The organism is Hansschlegelia zhihuaiae, from assembly GCF_004103825.1.
GTDB classification, from domain to species: domain Bacteria; phylum Pseudomonadota; class Alphaproteobacteria; order Rhizobiales; family Methylopilaceae; genus Methylopila; species Methylopila zhihuaiae.
This window is the reverse complement of sequence record NZ_RYFI01000003.1, coordinates 299,365-311,257: the sequence shown is the minus strand read 5'-3', so window position 1 is coordinate 311,257 and position 11,893 is coordinate 299,365. Positions and strand designations below refer to the sequence as shown.

Sequence of the window (11,893 nt, the reverse complement as noted above, 5' to 3'; positions counted from 1 at the left end):
GAGTGGGAGTAGGCGTCCGCGCATACGCGGCCATGCGTGCGGATGCGCGAAGGCTTCCTATGTGAGGCGGGGACGCTCCGCCAAGAGGCTCGCTTCGTCATGCCGACATCGCTCTACGACATCACCGTCCCGCCGCTGCTGCGCGGCCTGCGGAACCTCGACGCCGTGCTGGCCAAGGGCGAGGCCTACGCCAAGGCCGAAGGCGTCGACCCCGTTTCGCTGCTCGCGACGCGGCTCGCGCCCGATATGTATCCGCTGACCGCCCAGGTCCAGCGGGCGAGCGACACCGCGAAATTCACGGTCGTGCGGATCGGCGGCGTCGAAAACGTCCCCTTCGCAGACGACGAGCAGAGCTTCGCCGACCTCCACGCGCGGATCGCGAAGACGTCCGACTTCCTCAAGGCCGCGCCCCGCGAGGCGATCGACGGCAAGGAGGAGGCGGAGGTCGTGCTGAAGGCGGGCGGCGGCGAGCGGCGGTTCCGCGCCATCGACTACGCGCTCGGCTTCGTGCTGCCGAACTTCTTCTTCCACGCAACGACAGCCTACGACCTCCTGCGCCATCGCGGCGTGCCGCTCGGCAAAATGGATTATCTCGGGCGGAGCTGAGGCGATCGGACGCCGCCGTCCGGCTCGCGCCAGACGGGCGGCGGCTCGCGGCGCCTGAATGAAGCGGGAAGCGGCCCCCATGCCCTTATTCGTTGGGACGGCCGGATGGAGCGTCTCGTCGCGCTACGCCGAGGATGTCCCCGGCCCCGGAAGCCATCTCGAGCGCTATGCGCGGCGACTGAACGCCGTCGAGATCAACTCCTCCTTCTACCGCCCGCATCAGACCAAGACCTATGCGCGCTGGGCGGCCTCGACCCCCGACGGCTTCCGCTTCTCGGTCAAGATCCCGAAGACCGTCTCGCATGAGCGCGGCCTTGTAGGATGCGACGGCCTGCTCGACGCCTTCGCGGAAGGAGTCTCGGGGCTCGGGCGAAAGCTTGGCGCGCTGCTGCTCCAGCTTCCTCCCTCGTCGACGATCGACATGCGAGCGGCCGAAGCCTTCTTCGCCGCCATTCGCGCGCGCCTTGACGCGCCGCTCGCATGCGAGCCGCGCCACGACAGCTGGTTCACGCCCGAGGCTGACCGCTGGCTCGCAGAGCTTCGGGTCACGCGCGTGGCGGCCGACCCGGCGCGCCCGCCGGGCGCCGACGAGCCGGGAGGGTGGCCCGGCCTGCGCTACTGGCGATGGCACGGCTCGCCCAGGATCTATTATTCCGACTATGACGAGGCGGCGCTTGCGTCGCTGCGGAGGCGCGTGGGCGAAGGCCCTTCGGGCGCGCCGACATGGTGCGTCTTCGACAACACCGCCTCCGGCGCCGCGCTCGGAAACGCTCTGACCTTCGCCGGCATGCAGGACGGTCGACTGGGCGAACCGGCATGCGATTCGCCCGTCGCGCGACGGTGCTCCGCCGACGTGGTTGAGCGCGAGAACCTCGCTGACCGAGGCAGCGATGTAGGAAAATAAGCCTTTACAACTTGAGATAGCGCGACCATACTTGCGCCCCTTAACGGAGCGGAGCCGCAGGTTGTTCGACATTTCCTATGTTGCGGATCGTCACCGCGCCGCGCCGACCTTTTGGCGGCCTCATTCTGACCTCCGAGACGCAAAATCGTCGCGGCGTCGCGGTCGCCTCGCGCTGCTGCGGATGCGGTCGGAAATCGCCGCCGATAGGGTCCGCGCGGCGTTCCGGCGGCTCGAAGACCAGAAGGCCGGTTTCCGCGAGGATCAGCCGCGCTGGCCGAAGGGCAGCGGCGAGACCAGTGGCCGCTGGTCCGGCGGCGTGGGCGTCGCCGTTTCGTCCGGACGTACGAAGCCTCGACCGAACGGGCATCATCTCGTGCCTCGCAGCGTCGCAGCATCCCAAGAATTCAACCTATCGAGTCAGGCGCGGCAGGTTTTCGATCAAGAGACGACGGGAATGCTTTACGGCGCCTCGCACCGATTTAGCGAGTTGCATCGGCAGTACAACTTCGCGGTAAGCGACGCGCTGCGCGATTACCTCCGCGAACGCGGCATCAGCGGTTCGTCTATGACGAGCAATGACGCAGAAGACTTTATCAGAAGGATCTATGGATCGAGCGACCCTCGAATCCGAAATTTCAACCTGTATTTGTACCGGCAACGTCTCTACCGCATTCTGAGACGCTTTGGCCCGCTCGGCCGGGAGTAGACGTAATGGCCACGCCGTTGCGGGGGGTCACTTTCGAAGAGTACGAGGAGGTCTGGTACAAAGTATATCAATGCATGCAGCGATATGCAAAGAAGAAAAATTTTGTTCTCTATATAGATTACGATGTTTATGAGCCGTTCAATGGATGGTCGCAGGTTCTCATAGATATTTTAAATCTGGAGGTGTTAACAGCCAGGCTGGTCGCCAAGCTTCGGCGGCTCGTCAAGCGGCGGCCGGGATGGGAGATCATGGTGGGCGTAGCTCTTGACGAGCATCTGGGGGAATGGCCGGCTATGGGGTTGCGCATCCGCGCAGATGAAGTCATCGACGATCTGCAGCGGAGCTACTTGCCGCCCAAATATCGGTCCCTCGCCTTTATCGACGCGCGGCCCGGCACGCCGGACGACTGGTGATCGTCGAGTTTCCGAGAAACGCCGCAAAGCTCGATAAGGGCGCGAGATTATCGACGGCTCGCCATTTCGCCGCGCGAGATTGCGCCCGGGGCTCGAAAGGGACGCTCATGACTGTCGCCATCTACGGCATCAAGAACTGCGACACGATGAAAAAGGCGCGCGCCTGGCTCGACGCGCGCGGCGTCCTCTACCGATTCCACGACTACAAGGCGGAGGGGATCGACGCTGCGACGCTGAAGCGCTGGGCCGGAGAGGTCGGCTGGGCGACGTTGCTCAACCGCGCCGGGACGACGTTCCGCAAGCTGCCGGAGGGCGAGAAGGGCGGGATCGACGAGGGCAGGGCGCTCGCGCTGATGGCGGCGCAGCCCTCGATGATCAAGCGGCCGGTGCTCGAGGCCGACGGCCGGCTGCTGGTCGGGTTCCGGCCGGAGGCGTATGAGGCGGCGTTCGGCTGAGCGGTGCGCGCGTCGCTGCGGCGTGTCCAGCTTCACGTCGCGGGAAGTCGTTCGACACTTTCGGTTGACGGGACCAGCCGACGGTCGCCCCCAAGGACGTCGACGTGGAGCAACAGTTCGCGCGGAGCCCCTTCCTGGTCGCGTTCCAGTCGGGCTGGTTCCGCTTCAGCCTGTGCGCGGTCCACATCTATTACGGGCGCGACTCTGGCGAGCAGCTCAAGCGGCGCATCGCGGAGATCAAGGCGCTGGTCAAGTTCTTCGCGCGCCGGCAAGACTCTGAGAAGACGCAGGAGAAGGATCGGCGCGGAGCGGTCGAGAATTACATCTTGCTCGGCGACTTCAACGTCGTGAGCCCGGAGCACAAGACCATGCAGGCGCTGACAAGCGAGGGCTTCGTGGTGCCTGCCGCGATCGACGGCGAGAAGGTCAGGAAGGAGGCCGACCACTTTTACGACCAGATCGCGGTCCGCGTGAAGGATCCGCGCTTCAGGGTCACGGGGGGCGGCATGATCGACATGTTCGCGGACGTGTTCCGCGACAACGACGAGGATCGCGCGATCTACAAGGCCTACATCCCCGCGACGGACCCCGAACAGGACGAAAAGTACAAGGCCAAGACGCCGGAGGCGCTCTATCGCAAGTGGCGGACCTGGCAGATGTCCGACCATTCGCCGCTCTGGATCGAGATCGACACCGATTTCGCGGACGCCTATCTCCAGGACATCGCAGCCGGGACGTCTTCACGCTCGGGTCGCGGAGACGCGGGCGCGGCCGGATAAGAAGCGGGCTTCGGCCGCGCCGTTCAGGCCGGATAGCCCAGCCGGTCGAAGCAGGCGTTCGCGACCTCCGTGGCGTCTTCGAACACCTGCTCCTGTTCGACGAAATAGCTGAAATAGCCGCCGGGCGTCGGCGCCGCGACTTCGACGAGCTCGACGGGCTTGAAGCGCGGATCGATCAGCGCGCCGGCCGCGATCAGGTCGTTGATGCGTGACATGCCGGCGATCTCGGCCTTGTAGCTCGCCGAGAACCACATCTCGGTTTGCCAGTCCTGCACGTCGAACCAGTTGCGCGGCGGGTCGGTTTCGTTCCACCCGAAGGCCAGCGGGCGCACGGCGAAGACGCGGTCGAAGCCATAGAGCTCGGACACGATGCAGGAGCGGTGATAGGCGCCGTCCATCTGGCCGCGCGGCAGGCTGTCGAACCCGTAGAGGCTGAGCCAGAGCGCGGCTTTCACGGCCTCGGCGTCGATCGGCCGGAGACCGACCTTCGCCGGCGGGGGGCGCCGTATGCGCGGGTCCTGCGACGGCGCGACGTCCTCGACCTTGCTGGCTTCCGGCCAGAGCGCGCGAGCCGCGTCGTTGCCGTAGAGCGCCCCGAAGCCGGTCCTGAAGTCGTAGGCGTTGAACACGACCCCGATCGACGAGCGATTGAAGCTCTCCGCGGCCTCCCGAAACGTCTCTTCGGTCCGGGTCGGCGCGTAGAGCTGGGCCGGCCACAGCCTGTCGGCGAGGAATTCGGCCGGCGTCTCGCCGGCGCCCAGCGGCGTCCACCCGCGGGCGACCGCCTGGCGATACGCCGGCTCGAACACGCCGCGGTGGCCGAACACGAGCGTCCTGAGCTGCGCGAACGGGTCCGAGGACGGTCCTTCGAAGAGCAGCGCCTTGGTCTTTTTCAGCTCGCGGTCCTCGAGCCAGTCGGCCAGCACGAGGATCTGGCCGCTCGTCGCGGTGACGAGCCCGGGATCCGGAAGCCGCTGGCCCGCGGCCGCCAGGAAGCCCGCGCCATGCGCGTTGAAGCCGCCAAGTCCCGCAAGCGCGAACGCGACGCTCTTCGCCATGCCGTGCTCCTTCGAGTCCTGCGTTGACCCCTTCGGCCCGAGCAACAAGCGGGCCACACGGCCAGAGAAGGGATCCGCTCAGATCGTGCGCGACGCCTCATATTGCGCGAACCCCCGCGCCCTCAGCTCGCAGGCGGGGCAAGCGCCGCAGCCGAAGCCCCAGGCGTGGGCCTCGCCGCGCTCGCCGAGGTAGCACGTGTGGCTCTCCGCCACGATCAGCTCGACCAGCGCCCGTCCGCCGAGCGCTTCGGCGAGAGCCCATGTGTCGGCCTTGTCGAGCCACATCAGCGGCGTCTCCAGCACGAAGCGCGCCTCCATGCCGAGATTGAGCGCCGCCTGCAGCGCCTTGATCGCGTCGTCGCGGCAGTCGGGATAGCCGGAGTAGTCGGTCTCGCACATGCCGCCGACGATGCGCTTCAGGCCCCTCCGATAGGCGAGCGCCGCCGCGAAGGTCAGGAAGGCGATGTTGCGGCCGGGTACGAAGGTGTTGGGCAGGCCGGCCTCGCTCATCGCGATCTCGACGTCGGAGGTGAGGGCGGTCTCCGAAAGCTCGCCGAGCGCGGGCAGGGCGATGGTGTGATCTGGACCGAGCCGCGCGGCCCAGTCGGCGGTCAGCGCCGCAAGACCCTCGCGCAGCCGGCCCCGCTGGCCGAGCTCGACGCGGTGGCGCTGTCCGTAGTCGAAGCCGACCGTCTCGACATGGGAGTAGCGGTCGAGCGCCCAGGCGAGGCAGGTGGTCGAATCCTGCCCGCCCGAGAACAGCACCAAGGCGCGGTCGCCGTTCACGCCGCGCGCGGCCCGAAATAGCTGCAGGCGTCGCCCTCGCTGTCGCGATAGACCGTGACCTTGTGCAGGCCCGGACAAACCGACTCGACCCGCCGCCAGATCCAGGCCGAGAGGTTCTCGAGCGTCGCCGGCCCGAGATCCGCGACCTCGTCGAGGAAGCGGTGGTCGAGCCCGTCGCGCGCCTCGGCGAGCGCGCGGGAGAACAGGCCGAGATCCACCACCATGCCGCTGTCCGGATCGGCGGCGCCTCGCACCGTCACCTCGGCGCGGTAGGAATGGCCATGGATGCGCCGGCTCGGTTCGACGTCGATCGCGCGGTTGAGGGTGTGGGCCGCCTCGAACCGGAACTGTTTGGAGAGCTCGTGCACGGTCAGGGCAGTCCGATCAGCTTGTGGGTCTGGAGGCTCAAGCGCCAGGGCGGGTTGGCGAGGCAATAGGCGGCCGCCGCCGCCGTGTTCCGCTCGCGGGCGGGCCCGTCCATGGGCTGCAGGAAGAAATGGCGGAAGTCGAGCGCGGCGAGGCCCGCCGGGTCGATGCCGTCCTGCGGGAAGACGAGCTTCAGCTCGTCGCCGCGCGTGAGCCTCAATTCCGCGCCGGCCTTTGGGCTGACGCAGATCCAGTCGACGCCGTGCGGCGGCTGCTCGGTGCCGTTGGTTTCGATCGCGACCTCGAAGCCGCGGGCGTGGACGGAAGCCACGAGGTTCCTATCAAGCTGCAGCAGCGGCTCGCCGCCCGTGAACACCACGTAGCGCGGGCCCGGCGAGCCGCCCCATTCGCGCTCGATCGCCTCGGCGAGCGTCTCGGCGTCCTTAAACTTGCCGCCGCCCGCGCCGTCAGTCCCGACGAAATCGGTGTCGCAGAACCGGCAGATCGCGGCCTCGCGATCCTGCTCGCGGCCGGACCACAGATTGCAGCCCGCGAAACGGCAGAACACGGCCGCGCGGCCCGCCTGCGCGCCTTCGCCCTGCAGGGTCTTGAACAGCTCTTTGACTGCGTAAGTCATGACGCGGTCAATGAGACCCGCCGCGACCGAGCGTCAAGAGGCCGAAGGTCCCGCCGGGCGCGGGACGGCTCTCCGGCTAGCGCGTGATGACGATGCGGGCGTTGCCGAGGCCGTAGCTCCGCACCAGCGCATAGAAGGTCGCGGCGTTGCGCGGCGCGAGACGGATGCAGCCATGGCTCGCGGGCCGTCCGAGCGACCGGACATAGTTCGTGCCGTGGATCGCGTAGCCGCCGCGGAAGAACACCGAATGCGGCATCGGCGACATGTCGTATTTGCGCGAGTACCACATGCGCGCCGTGCGATAGGGCCGGTAGGAGCCGATCGGCGTGACATAGCCGCGCCTGGCGGTCGAGACCGCCCAGGAATAGGCCAGCGCGCCGTCGACCGAGACGTCGACGCGCTGCTGGGAGAGGCTCACCCGGGCCACCACGTTGGCCGAGGCGGTCGCCGGCCACGCCGCCAATCCACACAAGAACGCGAACGCAAACCAATGGCGTGCCATCACAAACCTCGATGCGACCCGCCCGCCGCGGACGCGCCACATATTTGGCGTAAATGCGGCGGCAAGTCGAATCACAGAGCGGCGATGGCGCATCGGCGGAGGGTCGGCTAGTCTGGAGCCGCTCCAGAGTCGGCCGACCCATGACCCTTCTCATCCTCGGCGTCGTCGTCTTCATCGGCGCGCATCTCCTCACCCGCGCCCGTGACTTGCGGGCCGGACTGATCGCACGCCTCGGCGAAGCGCCCTACAAGATCGGCTACTCGCTCGTCTCCGCTCTCGGCCTCGTGCTGATCGTGGCCGGCTGGCGGGCCGCGCCTTATGTCGAGCTATGGTCGCCGCCGGGCTGGACGCGCCACGTCACGATCCTGCTGATGTGGCCGGTCTTCGTGCTGATGGTCTCGGCCTATCTGCCCGGCCACATCCGGGCGAAGGCCAAGCATCCCATGCTCGCCGGCCTGAAGCTCTGGGCGACCGCGCATCTCATCTCGAACGGCGACCTTGCGAGCGTCATCCTGTTCGGGTCGCTGCTCGCCTGGGGCGTCGCGGCCCGCGTGCTCATCAAGCGGGAGGAGCGTCGCGAGGGAACCCCGCCGCGCCCCGCCTCGTGGCAGAACGACGTCGTGGCGATCGTGATCGGAACCGCGGCCTACGCCCTGTTCGGCGCCTTCCTGCATCAGCTGCTGATCGGCAAGCCCGCCTTCGGCATCTAAGGCGGGGAATGCGGCCCATCCTGCCCGCAAAGGGTTTGCGGCTCGGCGCCCTCGTCGATATGGTGCGCCCCCGCGTGGAGGACCGCCGCCGCGCCCGACAAGTCACGCGTGAACGAGTTCGATGGCCGACATCTTCCAAGAGGTCCAGGAGGACCTCCGCCGCGACAGGCTGAAGGCCCTGTGGGACCGCTACGGCACGCTGATCGTGACGGTGGCCGTTCTCGTCGTGCTGGGCGTCGGCGGCTGGCGCGCCTACGAATACTATCAGGCCCGCACGGCTCAAGCTGCGGGAGACCGCTACCAGCAGGCCGCCGACCTGATCGAGCAGGGCAAGGGCGAGGAGGCGATCAAGGCCTTCGCCGCGCTCGCCGGGGACGGCCCCGCGGGCTATCGCACGCTCGCCCGGCTGCGTGAGGCCGATGAGACCCTGAAGACCGATAAGGCGGCCGCGCTCAAGCTCTACCAGGCGATCGTCGCCGACGGTTCGACCGATCCCATGCTGCGGGACGCGGCGCGCATCCGCGGCGCCTATGCGGCGGTCGACGCCGGATCGCGCGCCGATGTGAAGTCGCTCGCCGAGCCGCTCGTCGCGCCCGACGGCGCCTGGACGACGCTCGCCCGCGAGGCGCTCGGGCTTGCGGCCTACAAGGAAGGCGACATCGACGACGCCCGCCGGAATTTCGACGCGATCGTCTCGAATCCGGAAGCGCCGGGCTCGACGCGGCAGCGCGCCGACCTGATGCTGAACGTGCTGCCGCCCGCAGCTCCCGCGGCCGACGCAGCTAAGCCAACCAACTGACGGAAGGCCGGCCCGTTCGGCCGGGCATCGGAGAGTAAGGACGCCGTGACCCGCTTCGCCAGAACCCTTCGACTCGCGCTCGCCGTGGCCGTGCTCGGCTCGGTCGCCGGCTGCGACACGATGCAAAGCCTCAATCCCTTCAAGGAAGACGAGAAGCCGCTGCCCGGCGAGCGCCGCCCCGTGGCGCCGGTCGCGCCGCCGCCGCCCAACAGCGTTCCGCAGCCGCTCTCCGGCCTGCCGGACGTCACCTCCTCGGCGAACCTCGCCTGACGGACCGCCACCCCGGCGGTTCTCGACGCCGGGACCGGCCCGTGAGCGAACCCAAAACCCTGATCGCCATCGTCGGCCGGCCCAATGTCGGCAAGTCGACGCTGTTCAACCGTCTGGTCGGCAAGCGGCTCGCGCTGGTCGACGACCTGCCGGGCGTCACGCGGGACCGGCGCGAGGCGCATGGCCGGCTGGGCGACCTCGAATTCCGGCTGGTCGACACGGCTGGCCTCGAGAACGCCGCCGGCGGTTCGCTCGAGGCGCGGATGCGCGCCCAGACCGAGGCCGCGATCGCGGCCGCCGACGTCGTGCTGTTCATGATGGACGCCCGCGCCGGCCTCACGGCCGACGACGAGCGCTTCGCCGACCTCGTGCGGCGCTCCGAGCGGCCAGTGGTGCTGCTCGCCAACAAGGCGGAAGGCAAGGCCGGGGCGGACGCGGCCTATGAGGCCTACCGGCTCGGCCTCGGCGACCCGTTGCCGATCTCGGCCGAGCACGGCGAGGGGCTTGGCGACCTCTACGACGCGCTGGTCCCGTTCTTCCCGGAGCAGGAGGACGAGGCCGAGGAGGAGCCCGCGCCGGACGACGACGCTCCGTTGCGGATCGCGATCGTGGGTCGTCCGAACGCCGGCAAGTCGACGCTGGTGAACCGCCTCGTGGGCGACGAGCGGATGCTCACCGGGCCGGAAGCCGGCATCACGCGCGATTCGGTCTCCGTCGACTGGGTATGGCGCGGCCGCAGGATCCGCCTCGTCGACACCGCGGGCCTGCGCAAGAAGGCCCGCGTTGTGGACAAGCTCGAGAAGCTCTCGGTCGCCGACGCGATCCGGGCGATCAAGTTCGCCGAGGTCGTGGTGCTGCTGCTCGACGCCACCGTGCCGTTCGAGAAGCAGGACCTGTCGATCGCCGATCTCGTGGCGCGCGAGGGCAGGGCGCTCGCGATCGGCCTCAACAAATGGGATCTGGTCGAGGCGCGGGGCGTCGAGCTCGCCGCCGCCCGCGAAAAGCTCGACCGGCTGCTGCCGCAGGTGAAGGGCGCGGAGCTCGTGCCGCTGTCCGGCGAGACCGGCGAGGGCGTCGACAAGCTGATGGCCGCGGTGCTGCGGGCCCACGAGGTCTGGAACCGTCGCGTGCCGACCGCGGCGCTGAACCGCTGGCTCGAGGCGACGCTCGAGCGCCACCCCCCGCCGGCCGTCGCGGGCAAGCGGATCAAGCTGCGCTACGCGACGCAGGCAAAGGCGCGGCCGCCAAGCTTCGTGCTGTTCGGCACGCGCACGAGCGACCTCCCGGCGTCCTATGCGCGCTATCTGGTGAACGGCCTCCGCGAGGCCTTCGACCTGCCGGGAGCGCCGATCAGGCTGACGTTTAGGGCCTCGGAGAATCCGTACGATCGGAAGAAGTGAGGCGTCATCCCCGGCCGAGCGCCAGCGAGAGCCGGGATCGCGCGCCGCGTGAGGCCGCTTGATCCTGAAGACGATCCCGGCTCTTCTCGGCTTCGCCGCTTGGCCGGGATGACGCTGATGTCCGGAACGCGCGACGCCGAAGCCCCTTCTCCCGCTTGCGGGAGAAGGTAAGGATGAGGGGGCTTCAGGGGATTTCGCCTCGGTTGGACAGGCCCTCACCCTGACCCTCTCCCGCAAGCGGGAGAGGGGAGCGGAAGCCGCGGCGCCTACTCCGGCGCGCGAAAGCTCTTCACGCTGTCGCTCGGGAAGTCATAGAGTCTGCCGGTCTCCGTCCAGTCCGGCGAGCACATCTCCACGACTTTGGGCGCGAACTCCGCCGGCTTCCTCAGCGCCGACTGGTCTTCGCCCGGCATCGCGCGCTTCCGCATCGCGGTCGCGAGCGGGCCGGGATTGGCGAGCATCACCCGGACCGGCGTGAGGTTCTTGGTCTCCGCCGCATAGGCCCGCGCCAGCGCCTCGAGACCCGCCTTGGTCGCGGCGTAGAGGCCCCAATAGGCGCGGGCCTTGTGGGGCGCTCCGGAGGTGAGGAACACCGCCCTTCCGGCGTCGGAGGCGCGCAGCAGCGGATCGAGCGAGCGGATCAGCCGCCAGTTCGCCGTGAGGTTGACGGCGAGCGTCCGCTCCCAGTCCTTCGGCTCGACATGGCCGAGCGGCGACAGCGCGCCGAGCAGGCCGGCGTTGCCGACCAGGATGTCGAGCTTGCCGAAGCGCTGGAAGAGCGCCGCGCCCAGCCGGTCGATCGCCTCGTAGTCCGTGAGGTCGAACGGCGCGAGCGTGGCCGACCCGCCCTCTGCTTTGATCTGGTCGTCGAGCTCCTCGAGCCCGCCCTGCGTCCGGGCGGTCGCGACCACATGCGCGCCGGCCTTTGCGAGCGCCAGCGCGACCGCATAGCCGATCCCGCGCGAGGCGCCGGTGACGACCGCCACGCGGTCGGTGAGAGACACAAGATGTGAAGTCAACTAGAACCTGATGATTCGATCGCATTTACAGGCAAACTTTTCATAACTAAATCTCTATGACGCGATCGATCGTGACATAGTCGGGGCTTATGACGTCCAATTAAAACGCTTTCTTCTGCAAGATATAAATTGAATTGGCCAATCGATGTAGTGGCATCTGTGCCCTTGCGGGCAAAAATGCGCGCTGACCCATATCGAAGCATGACTTCGCGCCACGAAATCGCTTCGCTTTCGCGCGTACGTTTGAAATCGCCAGAGAGCGCGCGACTGACATCACGCTGCCAATCATGCATTCTTCCGCGAAGGCGACCCGATGAGCTTCCTACACGGACAATCTCGTCGCCAGCGAGAAAAGCGTAAACGCACTCGGTGTGGTCGACTGTAGGTTCGTCGTTCAGATCGATAATAAATCGGTCATCCACGATACGCGCTATGCCTACTTCTCGCATACCATAGCGTCGTAGGTCTTCCTCAGACACGCGC

17 protein-coding genes are annotated in these 11,893 nt (G+C 67.8%); 10 read left to right on the top strand and 7 right to left on the bottom strand.

Annotated features, from left to right (window positions below):
- Positions 1 to 99 precede the first annotated feature (99 nt).
- The 6 genes from EK403_RS05380 (at position 100) to EK403_RS05355 (ending at position 3,863) form a co-directional block, all read left to right on the top strand.
- Complete coding sequence (locus EK403_RS05380; RefSeq protein WP_128776457.1) at positions 100 to 606, top strand: DUF1993 domain-containing protein; 507 nt, start codon at positions 100 to 102, stop codon at positions 604 to 606.
- Positions 607 to 685: 79 nt separating this feature from the next.
- Positions 686 to 1,510, top strand: a complete 825-nt coding sequence (locus EK403_RS05375) for a DUF72 domain-containing protein (RefSeq protein ID WP_245479517.1) — start codon at positions 686 to 688, stop codon at positions 1,508 to 1,510.
- A 61-nt stretch (positions 1,511 to 1,571) separates the two neighbouring features.
- Positions 1,572 to 2,216, top strand: coding sequence for a hypothetical protein (locus EK403_RS05370; RefSeq protein ID WP_128776455.1), 645 nt, complete (start codon positions 1,572 to 1,574; stop codon positions 2,214 to 2,216).
- Between the two features lie 5 nt (positions 2,217 to 2,221).
- Positions 2,222 to 2,629 carry a hypothetical protein gene (locus EK403_RS05365; RefSeq protein WP_128776454.1) on the top strand — a complete coding sequence of 136 codons (408 nt, stop codon included), beginning with the start codon at positions 2,222 to 2,224 and terminating at the stop codon, positions 2,627 to 2,629.
- A gap of 107 nt (positions 2,630 to 2,736) precedes the next feature.
- Positions 2,737 to 3,084, top strand: a complete 348-nt coding sequence (locus EK403_RS05360; RefSeq protein ID WP_128776453.1) for an ArsC family reductase — start codon at positions 2,737 to 2,739, stop codon at positions 3,082 to 3,084.
- 104 nt (positions 3,085 to 3,188) lie between these two features.
- Complete coding sequence (locus EK403_RS05355; RefSeq protein ID WP_206659479.1) at positions 3,189 to 3,863, top strand: exonuclease/endonuclease/phosphatase family protein; 675 nt, start codon at positions 3,189 to 3,191, stop codon at positions 3,861 to 3,863.
- 23 nt (positions 3,864 to 3,886) lie between these two features.
- Here the strand turns inward: EK403_RS05355 and EK403_RS05350 are convergent, their stop codons facing one another.
- From EK403_RS05350 to EK403_RS05330, 5 genes are all read right to left on the bottom strand, one after another.
- A complete protein-coding gene (locus EK403_RS05350; RefSeq protein ID WP_128776452.1) occupies positions 3,887 to 4,921 on the bottom strand; it encodes a hypothetical protein in 1,035 nt (344 codons plus the stop codon).
- Between the two features lie 78 nt (positions 4,922 to 4,999).
- The gene (queC, locus tag EK403_RS05345) at positions 5,000 to 5,707 is read right to left on the bottom strand and encodes a 7-cyano-7-deazaguanine synthase QueC (RefSeq protein WP_128776451.1); all 708 of its coding nucleotides are present in this window, start codon (positions 5,705 to 5,707) and stop codon (positions 5,000 to 5,002) included.
- Complete coding sequence (locus EK403_RS05340; protein WP_128776450.1) at positions 5,704 to 6,075, bottom strand: 6-pyruvoyl trahydropterin synthase family protein; 372 nt, start codon at positions 6,073 to 6,075, stop codon at positions 5,704 to 5,706. The genes queC and EK403_RS05340 overlap by 4 nt, the downstream gene beginning before the upstream one ends.
- Before the next feature lie 2 nt (positions 6,076 to 6,077).
- Positions 6,078 to 6,710, bottom strand: coding sequence for a 7-carboxy-7-deazaguanine synthase (queE, locus tag EK403_RS05335; RefSeq protein WP_128776449.1), 633 nt, complete (start codon positions 6,708 to 6,710; stop codon positions 6,078 to 6,080).
- A 76-nt stretch (positions 6,711 to 6,786) separates the two neighbouring features.
- The gene (locus EK403_RS05330) at positions 6,787 to 7,212 is read right to left on the bottom strand and encodes a L,D-transpeptidase (protein WP_128776448.1); all 426 of its coding nucleotides are present in this window, start codon (positions 7,210 to 7,212) and stop codon (positions 6,787 to 6,789) included.
- 140 nt (positions 7,213 to 7,352) lie between these two features.
- On the opposite strand from EK403_RS05330, the gene EK403_RS05325 reads away from it, so the two are divergent.
- The 4 genes from EK403_RS05325 (at position 7,353) to der (ending at position 10,391) form a co-directional block, all read left to right on the top strand.
- Complete coding sequence (locus EK403_RS05325; protein ID WP_128776447.1) at positions 7,353 to 7,922, top strand: NnrU family protein; 570 nt, start codon at positions 7,353 to 7,355, stop codon at positions 7,920 to 7,922.
- A 121-nt stretch (positions 7,923 to 8,043) separates the two neighbouring features.
- Positions 8,044 to 8,721 (top strand): tetratricopeptide repeat protein, encoded by a 678-nt coding sequence (locus EK403_RS05320; RefSeq protein WP_128776446.1) that lies wholly within the window; start codon positions 8,044 to 8,046, stop codon positions 8,719 to 8,721.
- A 45-nt stretch (positions 8,722 to 8,766) separates the two neighbouring features.
- On the top strand, positions 8,767 to 8,991 hold the full coding sequence (locus EK403_RS05315; RefSeq protein ID WP_128776445.1) for a hypothetical protein: 225 nt from the start codon (positions 8,767 to 8,769) through the stop codon (positions 8,989 to 8,991).
- A 41-nt stretch (positions 8,992 to 9,032) separates the two neighbouring features.
- A complete protein-coding gene (gene der, locus EK403_RS05310; protein ID WP_128776444.1) occupies positions 9,033 to 10,391 on the top strand; it encodes a ribosome biogenesis GTPase Der in 1,359 nt (452 codons plus the stop codon).
- Between the two features lie 266 nt (positions 10,392 to 10,657).
- On the opposite strand, the gene EK403_RS05305 is transcribed toward der, so the two are convergent.
- Together EK403_RS05305 and EK403_RS05300 are read right to left on the bottom strand one after the other, a co-directional pair.
- Positions 10,658 to 11,410: an SDR family NAD(P)-dependent oxidoreductase gene (locus EK403_RS05305; protein WP_128776443.1), complete on the bottom strand. Its 753-nt coding sequence runs from the start codon at positions 11,408 to 11,410 to the stop codon at positions 10,658 to 10,660.
- A complete protein-coding gene (locus EK403_RS05300) occupies positions 11,407 to 11,889 on the bottom strand; it encodes a hypothetical protein (protein WP_128776442.1) in 483 nt (160 codons plus the stop codon). The genes EK403_RS05305 and EK403_RS05300 overlap by 4 nt, the downstream gene beginning before the upstream one ends.
- Positions 11,890 to 11,893: the final 4 nt, after the last annotated feature.

Coding starts and splice junctions, on each gene's coding strand:
- queE (WP_128776449.1), bottom strand. CDS start 6,710: ATGACTTACGCAGTCAAAGAGCTGTTCAAGACCCTGCAGGGCGAAGGC.
- EK403_RS05330 (WP_128776448.1), bottom strand. CDS start 7,212: ATGGCACGCCATTGGTTTGCGTTCGCGTTCTTGTGTGGATTGGCGGCG.
- EK403_RS05320 (WP_128776446.1), top strand. CDS start 8,044: ATGGCCGACATCTTCCAAGAGGTCCAGGAGGACCTCCGCCGCGACAGG.
- EK403_RS05360 (WP_128776453.1), top strand. CDS start 2,737: ATGACTGTCGCCATCTACGGCATCAAGAACTGCGACACGATGAAAAAG.
- EK403_RS05325 (WP_128776447.1), top strand. CDS start 7,353: ATGACCCTTCTCATCCTCGGCGTCGTCGTCTTCATCGGCGCGCATCTC.
- EK403_RS05375 (WP_245479517.1), top strand. CDS start 686: ATGCCCTTATTCGTTGGGACGGCCGGATGGAGCGTCTCGTCGCGCTAC.
- EK403_RS05365 (WP_128776454.1), top strand. CDS start 2,222: ATGGCCACGCCGTTGCGGGGGGTCACTTTCGAAGAGTACGAGGAGGTC.
- EK403_RS05380 (WP_128776457.1), top strand. CDS start 100: ATGCCGACATCGCTCTACGACATCACCGTCCCGCCGCTGCTGCGCGGC.
- EK403_RS05350 (WP_128776452.1), bottom strand. CDS start 4,921: ATGGCGAAGAGCGTCGCGTTCGCGCTTGCGGGACTTGGCGGCTTCAAC.